Raw genomic sequence first — 17,364 nt, forward strand, 5'->3', positions numbered from 1 at the left:
CACCATGAATAAACGTGCAAGCTGGCTGGCTGGCTTAACCATCATCGCCACTGGTTTGGCTTTTGCTGATGCGCCTAAAATCGACAGTGCGCGCTTGGATGCCGCACTCAAGCAGATTCAAGCGCAAATGCAATCTCAGGCACAGCCTGGCATGACGATGCCGAATAAAGCACAATTGACTCAACAAGTTACTCAGGATTTACAAACAGCGGATGTATTAAAAGAAGAAGCCATAAAGGCAGGCTTAGACAAACAACCGGAAACGCAAGCAGCTTGGCAAAATTTGCAATCCCAGTTTTATGCCAGCCAATATGTGAATTACCTGAAGTCACAGATTGAAGTCAATGATGCTGATCTGCGCAAGCAATATGAAGCCACTACCAGTGAAATCAATTTACTGGTGATTCCTTTTGCCTCCAAAGAAGCAGCTGAGCAAGGCTTGGAAAAACTCAAAAAAGGCTTGAGCTTTGAAGCCTTAATGAAACAGCAAGACCCCAAAGCCGAAACGCAAATGTGGACCAATCCCCAGGCATTGCCTGCTTCGGTCGCGCAAGTGGTCAGCATCATGAACGTGGGCCAAATCACTGGCAATGTAGTGACCTTTAACGGTCAATCGTTTCTGATGAAATTGGCAGGCAGCCGCCATGCGGAAGGCGCCCCTTCATTTGAACAAATGAAAGCGCAACTGGTGGATCAAGCCAAAAACCAAAAAGTTCAGGCAACCATCCAGCAATTATTGCAAGAACGCGGCATCAATCCTGCAGCAACTCCAGCTCAATAAGCCTTGATTTGCTGGTGACAAAAAACGACGCCACGGCGTCGTTTTTTCTTAATCATATTCTAAGGCTGATCGCGGACATATCCATATCGACCCCTTCATTGTGACTCCGATCAGACCCTAAGATACATTGGGATAAAGTATCAACCGAAGACCCAGGCTACATCATATCTGCTATGCTATGGCCAGCAGCCGAGTACAACCGAATCTCAACCGATCCTGCATGCAAACGCCGCTATCACAGACTGTATCCATGGCGGCTTGCACACTCAAATATATTATCCTTACCACACTCAACTCAACCACTGATCCACAGCAGCAACCCATTGCTGTAATAAGTGTTGTGTCCTGCTCTCGACAAGGACACCCTGCTCATCCAAGGCACTTTGAATCCGAGCTAAATAGGCTTCGGGCTGCACCAATACCGTCACACCCAGCATCTGTAAAATCTGGCGCAAATGTAGCCCTGAATTAATGCCGCCGTATCCCCCTATGGATGCAGTCAGCACAGCGGCTTTTTTACCTGCCCACACACTACGGCCGGCAGGGCGCGAAGCAATGTCCAATAGATTTTTTAAAGCAGCGGGGATACTGCGGTTATGTTCTGGGGTTACAAACAGGATGCCATCTGCCGCCGCTATCTGACTGCGCACGCGCTCGTAGCATTCAATCGGCTGTCCATCATAATCTTGGCTATACAACGGCAAATCTGCGATTTCAATCTCACTGATTTGCCAAGCGTCAGGAGCAATGCTGCGTATGTATTCAGCCACTTTGCGGTTATAAGATCCTTCACGTAAGCTACCGATGACAAGGGCCAGATGACGAACTTGGTGGTCCATAATATATCCTTTCAACCAGTGTAGAATCATCAAAGGCTGCCTGAAACACGTTTTTATCACAACGATATTCAGGCAGCCTAGGTTAAAGAGATGTCTTTTATTGTTTCACGGCTTCAATTTGAATATTCAACTTCACATAACGACTGGCCGGCATGTAATTTACATACTGCGACATACCCCATTGCGTGCGATCTATAGTCGCTTCAAAATCACCGCCACACACTTCTGCTTTCAGCATAGGGCTGTTGTAGCAATTGAATTTACTGGCCTTGAGGGTAACTGGATGGGTTTGGCCCAGCAGGGTTAACTGTCCAGCCACTTCGGCCACTTTACCTTGCGCATTAAAACGCCAAGCATCAGACACAAAACGAATACTGGGGTATTTGGCTACATTAAAAAACTCGGCCCCTTGCAGGTGTTCATTAAAAGCGCTGCGGCCAGTATTGATATTTTTAACTGGAATACGCACATCGACAAACCCAGTTTTCGCTTTGGCATCAAATTTCACCGTGCCATTAATGTCATAAAACCCGCCTACATTGCTTGAGGTGCCCCAATGATCAACAGTAAAACGAGCATCGGTGTGCATGGGGTCGATTTTGTATTCAGCAGCAACCGCTGGCAGCGTTGCAAATAATGCGGTGATCGCAACCACAGAAGACACTAACTTCATGATGATTTCCTTTTTTTGGATGTGAGTGGATTTAGGCAAATAGATTGCAAATCATAATTTAAAATAAACCGATTGAACATGCTTGATGGTTAATGAATCATTTCTTAAAACGAAGAATCAGGCTGCTGTAAAAAAATCAGCTCTTCACTGGTGGACTGGCGTCCTAATATCTTGTTGCGATGGGGATAGCGGCCAAACCGATCGATAATGGCCTTGTGCCGGCATTCAAAATCAAGTGTGGCGGCATCACCCAATTGTACAAACCAGGCTTCGGCTTGAGTATGAATAACGCGTGATTCACTGTGCATAAATGGCATTAAGATAAATTTCTGCTCAGTTGGCGGTAACTGCTGGTATTCAGGTAAACGCAAGGTTTCTTGCGCCAGCACCAGTGCCATACCATCTTGCGCATAGGCTTGCGCTCGTCCTCGTTGTAGATTACGTGAAAATTGATCTAAAACCAGAATTTCCGCCAATCGGCCCCGTATTTCTGCGCGCCAATGGGCACATTCACCAGCGACTGCGGCTTGCCAAATAGAGTCAAATCGCTGGGCAAGACGAGTATCGAAGCCATCCTCCTGTTCAAACCAATGCACGCGATTGGCCGGGTCAAACCAAAAAGACAGTACTGCATGGGCTTTGGGGTCCATATAACCTCTTTTCACGATTAAATCGGTCTCACCACTGGTTCAATACGCAAGGCATTTGCCCGTTAATAACCTATTCATCTTCACACCTGAAACACCCACTTGAATATCCATAATTCTACAGAGCCAATCTTGTATTTTATGCACTCTACCGGCACCAAGTGCCAAGACCACACGCGTGCAACCCTAAGCCATATTGTGCAGCCCTATTGGCCATGCGGACACATGCACAATTTATCACTCAGGCTTGGCTCCAGAGCTTGCAAGATGATGGTCAACATCTCCAATGGTTGCGGTACCCTCTTGAGTCTTGATGTTGGTTGGTCGTTGTGGCAACAATGGCGGCATAGGGTATTGCCACCATGCCGATAAGGCCCGCATCCACTCGCGCTTAGTCACATCTAGATGCCCTCCTTCTGCATGCAAAATCGTCAACACAGCCTGCAACAGCCAGGCTTTGGTCTGAGCATCAACCCCTTGCAGCAAGCGGCAGGCTGCCTGTAACTCAGCCATATCGGTCGTTTGCATCGCAGCCCAATTGGGCCAACCTGCCTCATTTTCACGCCAAGAGCCACATGCTTTTTGGTACACAGCAGCTCCATCGTCCAATGGCGAAAGGCGTATCGTCCACGCTAGGATGACTGCCATGGCAGTTTGAGTCGATCCGCCAGATTTCACTGCTGGCGCGGTATTGCTTGGTTGTAAATGAGCATTCAACACAGACCAAACACACCACTCATGCACACTGACATGATTATCGGCAATTATCAATTGGTGCAACAAGCGCCGTGTCTTTTTCCAACGCAGCCGCGGCAAGGCAGCCAGTGCGGGCAGTGACAAATCCACTACTGGCATGACTTCATAACGAGGCAGTGTCGCCACTACGGGCCACAATTGAGTCACACGCAAGCCCAAAGCATAATGGGCTGCCTGAATAGACTGGCACTGTTGCTGTCGCACGAATACATCCTCTGACAACAGCAGCGCACACATTAATGATTCCGCCGCCTCTGGCTCTTGGCTGGCTGCATACACCGCAGTTGGTAAATGCTGCCGCAGCCAAGCGGCATGGAGCAGATGCGTGGGATTAAGGGTATTGAGATCAGCCAATACCCGTTGACTGCCTAACGTTAAGGCGGGCTCAGCCTTCTCCGTTAGCGACGATAATTGAGTATCAGCATGAATTGGCTGCAACCAATATGGTGTGGCACGAGTGTAGCGTGGCAATGGTTTCGTAAAACTCGGGCCAAAACCACGCCATCCAGGGTCGCTAGCCTGTACTGTACGGATATGCTTTGGTTCAAATTCATGCATATCTTGAGCGGCCCGCTCATCAAGTCTGGCCACACGATCCCGAATCGGCGGATGAGTGGCCGACAAATAACTAAACCAATCCTGTTCATTGGTACTGGCAAAATAAAAGTGCGCATATTCTGGCGTGGCCCAGCGCCGCCATGGTGGGCACTGTGGCGCTTGTGCGATTTTGGTCAAGGCTGCTATCAGCCCAGCCTGCTGCCGAGTGAATTGCACAGCCGATGCATCGGCCAAGAACTCGCGCTGCCGACTCACGCCTGCTTGAAGCCAACCTGCCAGCACGGTTCCCACCGCACCCAATAGCGCCAAAGCCACACCCAAAACGCCACCATACCAACCCAAAACCAACACACGTCGGCGCGCTCCATCATCGACATCATCACGCTTCGGCAACCACAATAACCAACGGCCACACAGTCCAATCAACATCAAACCATGCAAAAAGGCGCTCAAATGCATATTTAAACGCATATCCCCATTGAGAATATGGCTAAACTCATGTGCCACCACCGCTTGCAATTCATCGCGACTGAGCTGATCCAATGCACCTCGGGTCACGGCAATGACCGCATCTTTCGGGTGCAGCCCAGCCGCAAAGGCATTAATATCGCCTTCTTCCAATAAATACACTTTGGGCAGAGGCAATCCCGCAGCAATCGCCATTTCTTCGACAACGTTCAATAACCGCCGCTCTTCACGATCTGCTTGCTTGGCCCAAATTCGACGAGCACCCATTTCTTCCGCTACCACTTGGCCTCCACGACTCAGCTTGGCCAGCTTATATAAGGTGCCGCCTAATACCAGTGTAGCCACACCAAAAGCAGTCCACCCCCAAAAACCGGCACTGCGCTGCCAAAGCCATGCTTGATCAGCTGTGGCATAGCCCCAGGGTACTAATTTCACCAGCAGCAAAGTCGTGAGTACCACCATAGTCAGCATGGCCAATACATAAGCCAGCAGCAAATGCTGGCTTAGGCGCTTGGCTTGGCGCTGTTGCTCAAAAAAAGCGGTGGCGGCCATCGTGGGTTAACGTAAATTGATTTTAGGGGCTGCCTGAATGGCATCGCTATCGGCAAACTGCAACAAAGCCGCATCTTGATTGTGGGCAAAGAAGCCCGCCAACAGCACATAAGGAAACGATTGGCGCGTGGTGTTGTAATGCAACACCGCGTCGTTATAAGCCTGTCGCGCAAAGGCCACTCGGTTTTCGGTGCTGCTGATGTCTTCACTCAGTTGCTGTAAATTGGCACTGGCCTGCAACTCTGGGTACGCCTCCAATTGTATTTGCAATCCTTTTAGCGCCTGTTGTAACTGAGCTTCCCCTACCGATACCGCCGCCAAAGCACTGGCATTTTGACTCTGATGGGCCGCCTGCAAAGCCGACACAGCCTGATTACGCGCTTGTGTAACTGCCACCAAAGTTTGGTTTTCATGTTGTAAATAAGCTTTGGCAGACTCAACCAAATTGGGAATCAAATCATAGCGCCGTTTCAGCTGCACCTCGATTTGTGCAAACGCATTTTGGTACTGGTTTTTGGCTTGCACCAATGCGTTGTATACCCATACCGGTACCCCCACCACTACTACCAAAATAATCACTGCCACCATCCAACCCATATGATCCCTTTCGTGTTTTCCATCTGGTATTGATTATTGATAAGTACGCCCCTGATATTGCAACCAACCGCCATCATGCCGCCCTTGTGGATCATGATGCGTCCAGTGCAATACCCCTCCTTGCGGGTTATACACATATTCGCCTTGGAACGATACCTGATCGCCAGCCTGCAAACCCGTCAATTTGGGCGCCAAGTCTATATTGTGTGCCACCAAAATCGTTTGCCCATCAGCCAAACGCAAAATAAAACGCTGATGCCGATCACCTTCATTGTCATCTTTCAACACCTTAACCACCTCACCCTCGCCACGAACTGGCACATCGCTGCGCTGCTGGGCATACGCCTCAGCAACCTCATTATTTCCCGATGGGCTCGTTGTTGTTGCCGAGGTGGGTAACAAGCTCTCTTTCGCAGCTCGTAAAGCCTGAGTTACCTGCTGCTGGGCCTGACTTTTGGTGCCATCTTGCTCACTTCCTTGCCACCACCATACAGCGGCCGCAACCAACAGCAAAACCAAACCATTTTTCCAAGACATTCATGCCCCTTTTGCCCTTAATAACACTAATTGAACCTGGTCACCTAATACCATCTACATTATCTTAACGTTTTTAAACATACTAGCGGCAAATCCCCCGCGCCACAATTCTCCCATGCAAATTTGACCCATAAAAGCAGAGAAGCGGCTCAAAACACGATTCCGATGCCTTTGCATCTGGTATCCAACAGCAACCAACCAAAATCGACTTATTGTGCTTATTTGATGCAATTGCTTCGTCGCATGGATGAATATCCATATAAAAAGCCCTTGTGATTAGGTCATCACAAGGGCTTTTTATGTTTACTAGGAGTCCCAGTCCATCCATTTGGATTCTGAACTCACAAACTGGTCAAATTGGCAACCTACTGATATTTAAAATAAAGGCCGCCCAAAACCTTCAGGCAGCCTGCTTACTGCTTAAAGTACACCCCAAAATCCATCACATGCTCACACCCGCCGCACGCGCAATTGCCAATCCATCGGCCTCACTCATATACACTGGCGGCTCAGGACGATCTCGTTGCACTATGGTGCCATCCTGAAACAGCACCAATTCATTCACCGCCAACTGTTGCCAGCGCTCATTGCTGGTCAATGGCAATGTAGCGATCACCGCAACACGGTCTTTGGGCGTGGTCACCGCAGAAAAATCAATGGCCATGTCCTCATCCACCAATTGCGCCTCGCCAAAAGGCGCTTGCCGAATAATGTAAAACAACAAGGTGCTGGCATGTGCCATCAACCACTCGCCGTTAGACAACATAAAATTAAACAAGCCATGCGTGCGTATTTGCGCGGTCATGTCCGCCACTGCTGCAAACAAATCCTGTTGCGAAGGTTTTTCTGCAAAGCGTTGACGCAGTTGCTCCAGAATATAGCAAAATGCCGTTTCTGAATCTGTGCTGCCCACTGGGCGATAAAACGCACCCGGGGCTGGATGAAAATCACGCAAATGCCCATTGTGGGCAAACACCCAATACTCGCCCCACAACTCACGTACAAATGGATGTGTATTGGCCAAAGACACCTGCCCTTGCGTGGCTTTGCGAATGTGCGAAATCACATTCTTCGATTTAATTTGGTATTGCTGTACCAAATCTGCTACTGGCGAACTGGCACTGGGCTTATCATCATGCAGCAGACGCACGCCTTTGCCTTCAAAAAAAGCGATACCAAAACCATCAGCATGGCTATCGGTGAGGCCACCGCGCAAACGAAACCCCTCAAACGAAAATACAATATCGGTGGGCGTATTGCAATTCATGCCCAATAACTGGCACATGCCATTTCCTTCATGTCCAAACCAAGCCAAAACATATTGTTTGGCTTATTTTCCTTTCAGGCAGCCTTTAATCCGCCTGAAAATAACCATACCCCAACAACCGAAAACTTTTAGCGCCGATTGCCAAATAAACGCAACAACATCAAAAAGAGGTTGATGAAATCCAAATACAATGTCAGTGCCCCCAAAACCACTAACCGGCGTACTGCCTGGTCGTCTTGCGGTTGTTCCGCCAAAGCCAAACTCATTTGCCGCAATTTTTGGTGGTCATAAGCCGTTAACCCAGTAAAGATAAATACACCCAACACCGACACCATCCACGTGACCGCAGGGCTTTTCAAAAAGAGATTCACCACCATAGCAATCACGATACCGATGAGACCCATAAATAAAAATTGACCAAACCCAGTTAAATCACGCTTACTCACATAACCATACACACCTGCCGCTGCATACATGCCAGCAGCGATAAAGAATACCGCAGCAATGGATTCTTGCGTATAGATCATGAAAATGACCGATAAGGTCAAGCCATTGAGCAAGGAATACAGCAAAAATACCGCAGTGGCCATGCCGCCCGAAAATTTATTGATCAGCCCTGAGAGCGCAAACACCACCGCCAATTCGACTAAGACCAGCGGCAAATACCATTGCACCACCTGAGCCAACACCGCGCTATTATTGACCGTAAACCACGCCATCAGCCCAGTTAATACCAAACCAGCGGCCATCCAAAAATACACCTGATTGAAAAAAGTGGCACCAGAACGCGCTTCGGGTACCGATGCAGGTGTATTGGTGGGGCTACGAAAGTCTTGCATGACAAAGCCTTTGGTAATGGATTGATAAGGTATTTAATATTAGCAGTCTCTGCCTCTGACGAAAACCCGATTGTCCTGTTTGAGCACCACTAAAGCCACAATCGCCACCGATGCCTACATACTGTCTTGATTTTGGCATTTTTGCGGCCATATGGCAGTCATTCGATTAAGAGAGAAACATTATGACTCCTGCCACCACCACATCAAGTAACAGCCTCACCCGTTTCGTGTTTGATGGCACACCGGTGCGCGGCTTACATATTCAATTATCCGATGTCTGGCAACACATCGAACACCACAAAACCTATCCCACCCCCATCCGGTCTGCTTTGGGCGAGCTTTTGGCCGCCACCGTTTTGCTGGCCAGCAACCTCAAATTCGACGGCAATTTAATTGCCCAAATTCAAGGCCAAGGTGCCCTTAAAATGTTGGTGGCTGAAGCCACATCCAACCACACTTGCCGCGCCACTGCCCGCTGGGACGAACAGGCCAACATCTCAGACGATGCCTCTCTCACTGAACTCCTGGGCCAAGGCGGCATGTTTGTACTCACTCTGCAGCCGGCCAATGGTGAGTCTTGGCAAGGCATAGTGGCCTTGGAAGGCAACAGCATCGCACAAATGCTCACGGCGTATATGGCCCGGTCTGAACAATTAGATACCTTCATTAGCTTATCCGCAGACGAACAGCACGCGGCAGGCCTATTGCTGCAAAGGCTGCCTGAACAAGCCATAGGTGAACATGACTGGACCCATGTGACCACTTTGGCGCAAACCTTAACGCCAACAGAATTGCTGAATCTGGATGCAACCCAAGTCCTTTACCGCTTGTTTCACGAAACCCCACCGCGTGTATTTTCACCGCAAAACATCGAATTTGCCTGCACCTGCTCGCGCGGTAAAGTCAGCGACATGCTCTTGCTTTTGGGCAGCAAAGAAGTGGGCGAAGCCGTGGCCGAACAAGGCAGCATCGAAATCAATTGTGATTTCTGCCATCAACGTTACGTCTTTGACGAAACGGACATCAACAGCCTTTTTGGCAGCGACATCGTCAACACCGCACGCCAATTGCATCAACCACTATTGAACCATTAACTAATAATTGAATTGAGGCTGCCTGAAATGCTTCAGGCAGCCTTAAGCATAGATGAATAATCGTCATCCTGTTTTCACATCAAAAATAATCACATGGATTAGGTCGTTTGGGCATCATAAGCAACGGCATCACGCCTGCCATCCTCCTCATTCGGATGCGAAGCCAAGATATCCGTCAACGAGGTTTCTATCCACGATACCAGCCCCACAATTCTCGCAGCAGCTTCTCGGCCCAATGGGGACAGGCGATAGTCCACATGAGGTGGAATTTCAGGGTATACCGTGCGCAATACAAAACCGTCTTGTTCCAAATCTTTCAATGATTGGGTAAGCATTTTTTCGCTAATCCCTTGAATCCTGCGCCTAAGCGCACTAAAACGATGCGTCCCGTCGCTCAAACAAAACATAATCAGAACACCCCAGCGATTGGTCAGATGCTGCAAAATCAAACGTGATGGACAATCTTTAGATAAAACCTGCCCTCTATCCTGATTGTCTATGGGTGTCTTCATGAACAACTCCTCAAATTTCAGCAAAACCAATTTATTTAATACTTACTTTTTAGTAAGTACTTACAAAATGTAAGTATAACATCTATGATCTATTCCCATGAGAAACCTGAGTCGGGGTGCACATTCAGCCGATACTCTGGCAGACATTTCAGCTCAATCAATCCACAGGAACATAACATGAACAATTTCACCAAATCCTTATTGGCCATCAGCATGGCTGGGGTTACCGCCGCCGCAGTGGCCCAACCCCTTACATTCCAAACCTATAATCCACAGAGCAAGGGTGTCTTCCCTGTTTCTGCTACTTTAATCAGTGGTGATAAAAATGCCATTTTGGTCGATGCCCAATTCAGCACACAAGATGCGCAACAACTGGTGCAATGGGTACATAAAAGTGGGAAACAGCTTCAGACCATCGTCATCACAACGGGTGACCCCGACTATTATTTTGGTTTAGAACCCTTGGTAAAGGCCTTTCCCAAAGCCGAAGTCATTGCTACGCCGAAAGTGGCCGCCCACATTGCCCAAACCAAAGATGCCAAGCTTAAATATTGGGCCCCATTCTGAAAGAAGGCGCACCACAAACCCTGTACGTCCCCAAGGCAACCCATGCTACTGAGCTTACTTTAGATGGCCACAAGATTGAAATCAAAGCACCCCAATCCTATGCGGCTTATTTATGGGTACCGAGCAGCAAAACCATCTTGGGCGGGGTCGGCATTGCTTCAGGTATCCATCTATGGACAGCCGATACACAAACGTCGGCAGCACGCGCAGAATGGCGCCAAACCCTATTGGGTATGGAAAAACTGCATCCCACAACCGTCATCCCAGGCCATTACGTGGGCGAACAACCGAAAGGTGATGCGGCCATCCGTTTTAGTGCAGCCTATTTACGTGATTTTGAAGACGCTTTAAGAACTCATAAAAAATCCAGCGAAGTGATTGCCACCATGAAGGCAAGTTACCCCCACCTTGCAGACGAATCCTCTTTAGATATGAGTGCCAAGGTCAATACCGGCGAAATGCAATGGCAATAATGGATTGACTCACCATCAACTAGCATCCAAAAGGCTGCCTGAACGGGCATTACAATCCCTGTCGATTCATTATTTGCAATGCCGCACGGGCCATGGCATGGCCCTGCTTAGCCGCCTGCTCATAATACGCACGTGCTTTGCCATAGTTTTGCGCAACACCTTTGCCATCCCGATACAGCACGCCCAGCAAGTATGGGCCTCGGCATCGCCCTGTTTGGCCGCTTGCTCGTAATACGCACGCGCTTGGGCGTAGTCACCACTCAGATCGGCGACAAAACCTTGTTCCACCAGCGGCGCAGCGGCGGTATCGGCCCATGCCGCTGTGAAAACCCCCAGCCCCAAGGCGCTGGCAATCATTAAATTGATGATTTTTTTGTTTCATTTTTTGTCCTTAATAAAGATAAAAAACAACTATCTGAGCCTGTACATCATTTTGCGTTCGTGACCTTGCTCAAATTCACAGATGGTCGCGTCAGCGATCGTCGCAGTGAATCGGAAACCAATTCATGACCAATCTCCAATTCTATATGGGCATCGTCTATTTCTTAGCTGCCAGCATGAGTGCTCAATTTGATCGAAACCAAATATACCTTTATATTTTTTACTTCAAATACACTGTCGCACCACCCGCTTGCGCCACGTCCGCCCAATCCTCACGTGCTCATGCCGTTGCAACATGACTAAACACTACCACAACACCAACCAAAATCACCCAATCTTCGCCCATTGCTCTATTGTCTGAATAAATACTTGGGTTTTGCCATTAGAATCGGTATAATCCGCACCCGTGGCGGGTCTCCCCGCATGGTTATTTAGGACAACGGGTCAGGCGCGGAAGCGAGCAGCCCATCTTAATGCAACCAGTGCCGGGGGGTTGGCTCGCCACCCTTCATTTTCTCTGTTTTAACGTCCCAACGAATTTCACACGCCCAACAATCAGCTTTACGCTTGCGGCATGTTCTGGTTTTACCCTACCTAACATTACCCTACTCTAATTTCTGCTAAGCTTTTGACGTTATTTAGCGAAAGAAAACACATGCAATCTAAATCAAAGTGGCTAGCCTTAAGCTTGGCAACGATCGCATTGGGCTGGGTTAGCCAAGCACAAGCAGAAAGCCTGAATTATGGATTGGTTTCTTTAAATGAAGAAGCCAGTGCCACCATCACCCGTGATGAAATGGTTTTGCAGTTGTCGATTACAGAGAATGGCAAGCAACGGAATACTGTTAGCAATCAAGTGACCCAGCGACTCAATGCGGTTTTGCGAGCCGCCAAACAACACCGCGACTTCAATACCCAATTACAGTCAAGATCAGCCTACCCTACCAGTGAATACCAAAACGGCAAACGCATTGACACGGGCTGGCAAGACGAAGCCACCATTCGTGTACAAAGCAAAAATTTGGATGCCCTCAACCGCTTTGCCGCTGAAATGCAAGGTCAAGCTGCCATCTCCAATGTGCAATACACAGTGGCACAAAATACGCTTGAGCAACATCAAACGGCTTTAACCGAACAGGCACTGCAGCAATTCAAGCAACGCGCTCAGCAAATCACGCGCAGCCTAGGTGGCAGCAGCTATAAAATAGTGCAATTGAATTTGGGCAACAGTCAAACTGAGTCAGCACCGCGTCCATACATGGTTGCTCGCGCTATGGCCAAAGTGGCTGATGCAGCCCCCACTCAAGATACAGCCCCCGGAGAAACACAATTAAGCTTAAGCGTTAACGGGCAAATTCAGGTTTTGGGCATTCATTAGACGCCAGGACGTCCGAACGCAAAAAAGCCAACCTAATTTAGGTTGGCTTTTTATTGGTACGCCCACGGGGAATCGAACCCCGGTTGCCGCCGTGAAAGGGCAGTGTCCTAACCGCTAGACGATGGGCGCATAAACTATGCATTCTGTGGTGCACCCGGAGCGATTCGAACGCCCGACCCTCTGGTTCGTAGCCAGATACTCTATCCAACTGAGCTACGGGTGCGTGAAGAGAGTGGATTATAGGGAGCCTACTTTATCCTGTCAAGCCTGAACACGCGCATTCCCGCGTTATATGCCAATAATCCACCCATGGTCCAAACTACTCTGCTCCATTTTGCAAGCAGTCCATGCAGGTATAAAATAAGCAACTTGATTAAACACGGCCACATGGCCATCTATCTATGCCGCAATTGCGCGAACCAACCCAGCAATGGATCCAATTAGCACAGGCATTGCGTACTTTGCCACTGCCAGTCGCCATCGTGGACTTAGAAACCACTGGCGGTCATTTTGAACAAGACCGCATCACCGAAATCGCCATTCTGCGCCTATACCAAGGCCAATGGCAGCGGCATCAATGGCTGGTGAACCCACAACAGCCCATCAGCGAATTCATTACGTCACTCACGGGCATCAGCAATGACATGGTGGCCGATGCCCCTGTTTTTGGCGCCCTTGCTGAGCGGCTTTTGCCCCTTTTACGCGGTCATTTATTGGTGGCACACAACAGCCGATTCGATTACACCTTTTTGCGCCGTGAGTTCGCACGAGCGGGCATCGCTTTTGCCGCCCCTACGCTGTGTACGGTTCAATTTTCACGCAAATTGTATCCACAGCATTTCAAACACAACCTAGACAGCATCATTGCGCGTTTCCACATTCAAATCGATCCAGCTGATCGTCATCGCGCCATGGGTGATGTGGTTGCGCTTAGCCAATTCTTGAGCTTAAGTTTGGCAGAAAAAAAAGCCCCAAGCATGGCTCAATCAATGGCAGCAATTGGTAAAACCACACTACCTCCCAGAATGGCTGCCTGAAACCTTGCGTCACTGCCTATATAGCTTACCCGACAGTCCTGGCCTCACCATCTGGCAGCATCCAGGCCACTTATTACCCGACCTACTGACGCACGACCAAACTTTTAGTGAAGTGAGTCAATTGATGTGTGCTGATGGTGCAACAGATCGATGGCATGACACTCAACACATACAATTCCACGCCGCAGCCAGCGTATTGCACGCTCATTGGTTAAAAGGGCGCCATGCTTTACAACACAAAATCAGCAATCCGACTCCCCACAATTCAGTGAATTTTTGGCAAACCATCCAATTCACGCCCAATGAAGCTGGCCTGTTGCAAGCCCATGTAGTGCCATTGACAAATGGGATCTTAAACCACCAACCTTATGGTCTATTTGCCCACCCCAAAGGCGCCAAACGGGCATTAAATGAGTGGGCACTGCATTTTGGTTTGTGCCCCGCAGTATTGGACATCACGCCCAAAACCGTGGGTAAACACCAGCCCTGCCCACGTCAGGCTGCTCACTTGTGTAATGGGCATTGCCGTCATGATGATGCCATTGATGCCCACAATCAACGGGTGCTGACGCAAGCGCCACTGCTGCCTGTATGTGACTGGGGCGCTTGGCATCAAATTGCGATTACCGACATAGATCCGTTTCACCACACACCGATTACCCTTACTGCCCAAGCCGGCTGTTTACAGTTAGATGAAAACCACTGGTATTTTGATGCGAGTTTGCCAAAACTATTCAAAACCCGTTTGAAAAAACACCAGGGCATCTGCCCTTTGCGTTAATCCAATCTATGGCGGGCTGCCTGAAAGCCAGAAATGATAAAACCGCCTGAATAGGCGGTTTTATCATTGTGTGTGATTACGCTTTGGGTTGCTGCAAATCGATGGTATCGACAGCAGCTGTGTGCGGTGATTTGGTTTTTCCCGCCCCTTCTGCTTGAGGATGTATCCGAACAGGTGTCGCATTTGGGCCCACTCTATCAGGCACTCTGTCTGGCTGGCCATTTAAAGGTACGACTTCAGCTTCTGTCGCATCAGTATAAGGTGGTGGCGGTGGTAAATCATCATGAGCATGTTCAACCACAGAATCACCTTCGGCCAAATAAGCCACTGTAATGCTCTTATCAGCCCGCTTGGCCAACTGTTCTTGCAAAGTTTCTTTGCTCATCAACTGCTGAGCACTTTTACTCAAATGCGCCACCACTTTCTGATAACTGCGATTCAATTCATCTACGGCCGCTGCAGTATCCACAAAATGTTTATCCACCTCGTTTCGGTAGTCGCTGAATTTTTGCACCAAGGCTTGCTGCTGCGCTTTGTCTTTCCGACTGTTGCGCAGAAAAAACCACATCAGCAGCAACCCGACTACCAGTCCCAGTATTGCGGCCAAAATCACATAGCCCATCCAAGTGGTGTTATTCATCCAATTCTCCTTTTCTATTTTGTCTTGTACACGGCCGCGCTAGTGTAACGTAAAGCATACTTTTAAATCAAAAGTCGGAATGTCGGCCCAAAAGCGCTGCCCGTCAAAACGCTCAAATTCATAGCGCCCCACCATTTGACCCCAAGGCGTGTGCAATCGAGCACCGCTGGTGTACTGAAATGCATCTCCCGGCATCAAAATGGGCTCCTCACCCACAACCCCTGCACCATCAATGGTTTCTAGGTTGCCGTGGGCATCGGTGATCTCCCAGTGACGGTTGCGCAGTGTTAGCGGCTCATCGGCTCGATTTTCAATCGTGATGTGATATGCAAAAGCATATTCATCGCGCATAGAATCACTGTGTTGAGGTAAAAACTCGCTTTTCACTTCGATGAATATGTCCATCTTGCCCTTTCAAGCAACCTTAGACCAGAATCACACCCGTCACTTTCAAAATCAACAATACAATCAAAGCTGCAATCAAATCATCCAACATGATGCCAAAGCCACCATGTATACGTGCATCGAACCAGCGGATAGGCCATGGTTTAATGGCATCAAACAAACGAAACAACACAAATGCCGCCAACCACCAACCCCAAGTCATGGGTATAAACAGCAAAATCAATAGCATGGCGGAAATTTCATCCCACACAATACCACCAAAATCCTGCTGCCCCAATGCAGCTTCAGTACGTGCACAAATCACCACGCCCACCACAAAAAAGGCAATGGCCACCAATAGATTCAGCCATATCGGCAGGTGCAACGACAAAATACCGGCCGCCAGAGGCAATGCGGGCAAAGTACCGAATGTGCCTGGCGCTTTCGGCGCCAACCCCGTACCGAATCCAAAACCCAGCCAGCAAATAGGCCGGCGTATTAGCCACCTCCAAGTGGGCATAACGGGAACGTAATTAGACAAAATGATCAAATCCTTGTTTATCCAGAATCACCACATCGCCTTGGCTATTCTGTATTGTCAAACCGGTGGCTGCCTGAATCATACCGATCTGCGCCACCGCCGTGGCACTATTGAGGCCCGCTTGCAACACCGCATTGTGGGCCGCTGCAGGGGCGGTAAACACCAGCTCATAATCATCACCTCCAGCCAGCATCCAATCATACAACTGTTGGGTACGGCTCTCGTCCCCTTTGGCCCAGCCTCGGAACGCAGACAAAGTCGGCAAGGTATCCGCCCATAATACAGCGCCCACATGTGATGCATTCAAAATATGCCCTAGATCTTGGGCCAATCCATCAGAAATGTCTTGTGCCGCATGCGCCAATGGTAACAATTGCTGCCCCAAAGCCACCCTGGGCATGGGTCTCAAGCGCTTTTCTTCACAAGCTGCAAAAATAGGGTCAGGCAAGCCCACCCAACCCCAATGGTGATGCAACGCGGCAGCAGCCAAACCCAGCTGCCCAGAGACCCAAATTTCATCACCCGGTTTCGCACCAGAGCGACGCAGCCCTTGGCCATTGGGTGTTTCACCTATGATGGTTACACTAAACACGTAATCACCTTTGGTGGTGTCGCCACCGATGAGCACCACACCTTGTTCTTGGGCAAACGCAAACAAACTGGCACAAAATGCCTTTAACCAAGGCTCATCCAAGCGAGGCAATGCCGCGCTCAATAAAGCCCAACGCGGTGTTGCACCCATTGCCGCCATGTCCGACACATTCACTGCTAAAATTTTATGGGCCAAATCTGCAGGCGCTACGTCATCAAAAAAATGCCGCCCTGCTAGCAACATATCGCTGCTGAAATGTAAATCGTAACCCGCCCGCGGCCGAATAATCGCAGCGTCATCACCAATACCCAATATCAACTGCGCATCGCCGTTTTGGCCTTGCATGAAACGCTGGATAAAATCAAATTCATTCATTTGTTTAATATATTGATTATATTGTATTTTTTATATGGTATTAAATTTAAATACCGCTAAACGTACCATATAAATAAAGAAATACCCACCACTGG

Annotated in this window: 21 protein-coding genes, 2 tRNA genes and 1 other RNA gene; 8 read left to right on the plus strand and 16 right to left on the minus strand. The window is 48.9% G+C overall.

Annotated features, from left to right (window positions below):
- The first annotated feature begins 4 nt into the window (after nt 1-4).
- The gene (locus tag A2F46_RS08170) at nt 5-781 is read left to right on the plus strand and encodes a peptidyl-prolyl cis-trans isomerase (protein ID WP_066569076.1); all 777 of its coding nucleotides are present in this window, start codon (nt 5-7) and stop codon (nt 779-781) included.
- Between the two features lie 290 nt (nt 782-1,071).
- Here the strand turns inward: A2F46_RS08170 and A2F46_RS08175 are convergent, their stop codons facing one another.
- The 8 genes from A2F46_RS08175 to A2F46_RS08210 all read right to left on the minus strand — a co-directional run bounded on the left by A2F46_RS08175 (nt 1,072) and on the right by A2F46_RS08210 (nt 8,514).
- Nucleotides 1,072-1,620, minus strand: coding sequence for an NADPH-dependent FMN reductase (locus A2F46_RS08175; protein WP_066569079.1), 549 nt, complete (start codon nt 1,618-1,620; stop codon nt 1,072-1,074).
- A 97-nt stretch (nt 1,621-1,717) separates the two neighbouring features.
- A complete protein-coding gene (locus tag A2F46_RS08180) occupies nt 1,718-2,293 on the minus strand; it encodes a YceI family protein (RefSeq protein ID WP_066569080.1) in 576 nt (191 codons plus the stop codon).
- Between the two features lie 104 nt (nt 2,294-2,397).
- Entirely contained in the window at nt 2,398-2,943 is a 546-nt protein-coding gene (locus tag A2F46_RS08185) for a DUF924 family protein (RefSeq protein ID WP_066569082.1), read from the minus strand.
- A gap of 234 nt (nt 2,944-3,177) precedes the next feature.
- Nucleotides 3,178-5,274 carry a M48 family metallopeptidase gene (locus tag A2F46_RS08190; RefSeq protein ID WP_066569084.1) on the minus strand — a complete coding sequence of 699 codons (2,097 nt, stop codon included), beginning with the start codon at nt 5,272-5,274 and terminating at the stop codon, nt 3,178-3,180.
- A 6-nt stretch (nt 5,275-5,280) separates the two neighbouring features.
- Nucleotides 5,281-5,871, minus strand: a complete 591-nt coding sequence (locus A2F46_RS08195) for a LemA family protein (RefSeq protein ID WP_066569087.1) — start codon at nt 5,869-5,871, stop codon at nt 5,281-5,283.
- Nucleotides 5,872-5,904: 33 nt separating this feature from the next.
- Entirely contained in the window at nt 5,905-6,408 is a 504-nt protein-coding gene (locus A2F46_RS08200; protein WP_082783636.1) for a DUF3465 domain-containing protein, read from the minus strand.
- A gap of 442 nt (nt 6,409-6,850) precedes the next feature.
- Complete coding sequence (locus tag A2F46_RS08205) at nt 6,851-7,693, minus strand: class II glutamine amidotransferase (protein WP_066569090.1); 843 nt, start codon at nt 7,691-7,693, stop codon at nt 6,851-6,853.
- 110 nt (nt 7,694-7,803) lie between these two features.
- Nucleotides 7,804-8,514 carry a Bax inhibitor-1/YccA family protein gene (locus tag A2F46_RS08210; RefSeq protein WP_066569094.1) on the minus strand — a complete coding sequence of 237 codons (711 nt, stop codon included), beginning with the start codon at nt 8,512-8,514 and terminating at the stop codon, nt 7,804-7,806.
- 182 nt (nt 8,515-8,696) lie between these two features.
- On the opposite strand from A2F46_RS08210, the gene hslO reads away from it, so the two are divergent.
- Nucleotides 8,697-9,608, plus strand: a complete 912-nt coding sequence (gene hslO, locus A2F46_RS08215) for an Hsp33 family molecular chaperone HslO (RefSeq protein WP_066569097.1) — start codon at nt 8,697-8,699, stop codon at nt 9,606-9,608.
- Between the two features lie 98 nt (nt 9,609-9,706).
- Here hslO and A2F46_RS08220 read toward each other — a convergent pair whose 3' ends face one another.
- On the minus strand, nt 9,707-10,120 hold the full coding sequence (locus tag A2F46_RS08220) for a helix-turn-helix domain-containing protein (protein ID WP_066569099.1): 414 nt from the start codon (nt 10,118-10,120) through the stop codon (nt 9,707-9,709).
- 177 nt (nt 10,121-10,297) lie between these two features.
- Between A2F46_RS08220 and A2F46_RS12600 the strand changes: the two genes are divergently transcribed.
- Both A2F46_RS12600 and A2F46_RS12605 read left to right on the plus strand, forming a co-directional pair.
- Nucleotides 10,298-10,687, plus strand: a complete 390-nt coding sequence (locus tag A2F46_RS12600) for an MBL fold metallo-hydrolase (RefSeq protein ID WP_197457612.1) — start codon at nt 10,298-10,300, stop codon at nt 10,685-10,687.
- Nucleotides 10,672-11,160 carry a hypothetical protein gene (locus tag A2F46_RS12605; protein WP_197457613.1) on the plus strand — a complete coding sequence of 163 codons (489 nt, stop codon included), beginning with the start codon at nt 10,672-10,674 and terminating at the stop codon, nt 11,158-11,160. The genes A2F46_RS12600 and A2F46_RS12605 overlap by 16 nt, the downstream gene beginning before the upstream one ends.
- 49 nt (nt 11,161-11,209) lie before the next feature.
- Here A2F46_RS12605 and A2F46_RS13455 read toward each other — a convergent pair whose 3' ends face one another.
- A complete protein-coding gene (locus A2F46_RS13455; RefSeq protein WP_369796325.1) occupies nt 11,210-11,341 on the minus strand; it encodes a hypothetical protein in 132 nt (43 codons plus the stop codon).
- Between the two features lie 608 nt (nt 11,342-11,949).
- Here A2F46_RS13455 and ffs point away from each other — a divergent pair.
- An RNA gene (gene ffs / locus A2F46_RS08235) (signal recognition particle sRNA small type) lies at nt 11,950-12,047 on the plus strand.
- A gap of 149 nt (nt 12,048-12,196) precedes the next feature.
- Complete coding sequence (locus A2F46_RS08240) at nt 12,197-12,919, plus strand: SIMPL domain-containing protein (RefSeq protein WP_066569113.1); 723 nt, start codon at nt 12,197-12,199, stop codon at nt 12,917-12,919.
- 54 nt (nt 12,920-12,973) lie between these two features.
- On the opposite strand, the gene A2F46_RS08245 is transcribed toward A2F46_RS08240, so the two are convergent.
- Nucleotides 12,974-13,048, minus strand: a tRNA-Glu gene (locus A2F46_RS08245).
- Between the two features lie 17 nt (nt 13,049-13,065).
- Nucleotides 13,066-13,142: transfer RNA gene (locus A2F46_RS08250), tRNA-Arg, on the minus strand.
- A gap of 178 nt (nt 13,143-13,320) precedes the next feature.
- Here A2F46_RS08250 and A2F46_RS08255 point away from each other — a divergent pair.
- The gene (locus A2F46_RS08255; protein WP_066569115.1) at nt 13,321-13,956 is read left to right on the plus strand and encodes a PolC-type DNA polymerase III; all 636 of its coding nucleotides are present in this window, start codon (nt 13,321-13,323) and stop codon (nt 13,954-13,956) included.
- The gene (locus A2F46_RS08260; protein ID WP_066569117.1) at nt 13,919-14,737 is read left to right on the plus strand and encodes a hypothetical protein; all 819 of its coding nucleotides are present in this window, start codon (nt 13,919-13,921) and stop codon (nt 14,735-14,737) included. Before A2F46_RS08255 ends, A2F46_RS08260 begins: the two co-directional genes overlap by 38 nt.
- A 76-nt stretch (nt 14,738-14,813) precedes the next feature.
- Here the strand turns inward: A2F46_RS08260 and A2F46_RS08265 are convergent, their stop codons facing one another.
- Genes A2F46_RS08265 through thiL form a run of 4 tightly spaced genes read right to left on the minus strand, consistent with a single transcriptional unit; the run spans nt 14,814 to nt 17,269 of the window.
- A complete protein-coding gene (locus tag A2F46_RS08265) occupies nt 14,814-15,377 on the minus strand; it encodes a ZapG family protein (protein WP_066569119.1) in 564 nt (187 codons plus the stop codon).
- Between the two features lie 39 nt (nt 15,378-15,416).
- On the minus strand, nt 15,417-15,782 hold the full coding sequence (gene apaG, locus A2F46_RS08270) for a Co2+/Mg2+ efflux protein ApaG (protein ID WP_066569121.1): 366 nt from the start codon (nt 15,780-15,782) through the stop codon (nt 15,417-15,419).
- A 19-nt stretch (nt 15,783-15,801) separates the two neighbouring features.
- Nucleotides 15,802-16,281 (minus strand): phosphatidylglycerophosphatase A, encoded by a 480-nt coding sequence (locus A2F46_RS08275; protein ID WP_066569123.1) that lies wholly within the window; start codon nt 16,279-16,281, stop codon nt 15,802-15,804.
- Between the two features lie 13 nt (nt 16,282-16,294).
- Nucleotides 16,295-17,269, minus strand: coding sequence for a thiamine-phosphate kinase (gene thiL / locus A2F46_RS08280; RefSeq protein WP_066569126.1), 975 nt, complete (start codon nt 17,267-17,269; stop codon nt 16,295-16,297).
- Between the last annotated feature and the right edge of the window lie 95 nt (nt 17,270-17,364).

Source organism: Snodgrassella sp. CFCC 13594 (assembly GCF_001590725.1).
Classification (GTDB): domain Bacteria; phylum Pseudomonadota; class Gammaproteobacteria; order Burkholderiales; family Neisseriaceae; genus Snodgrassella.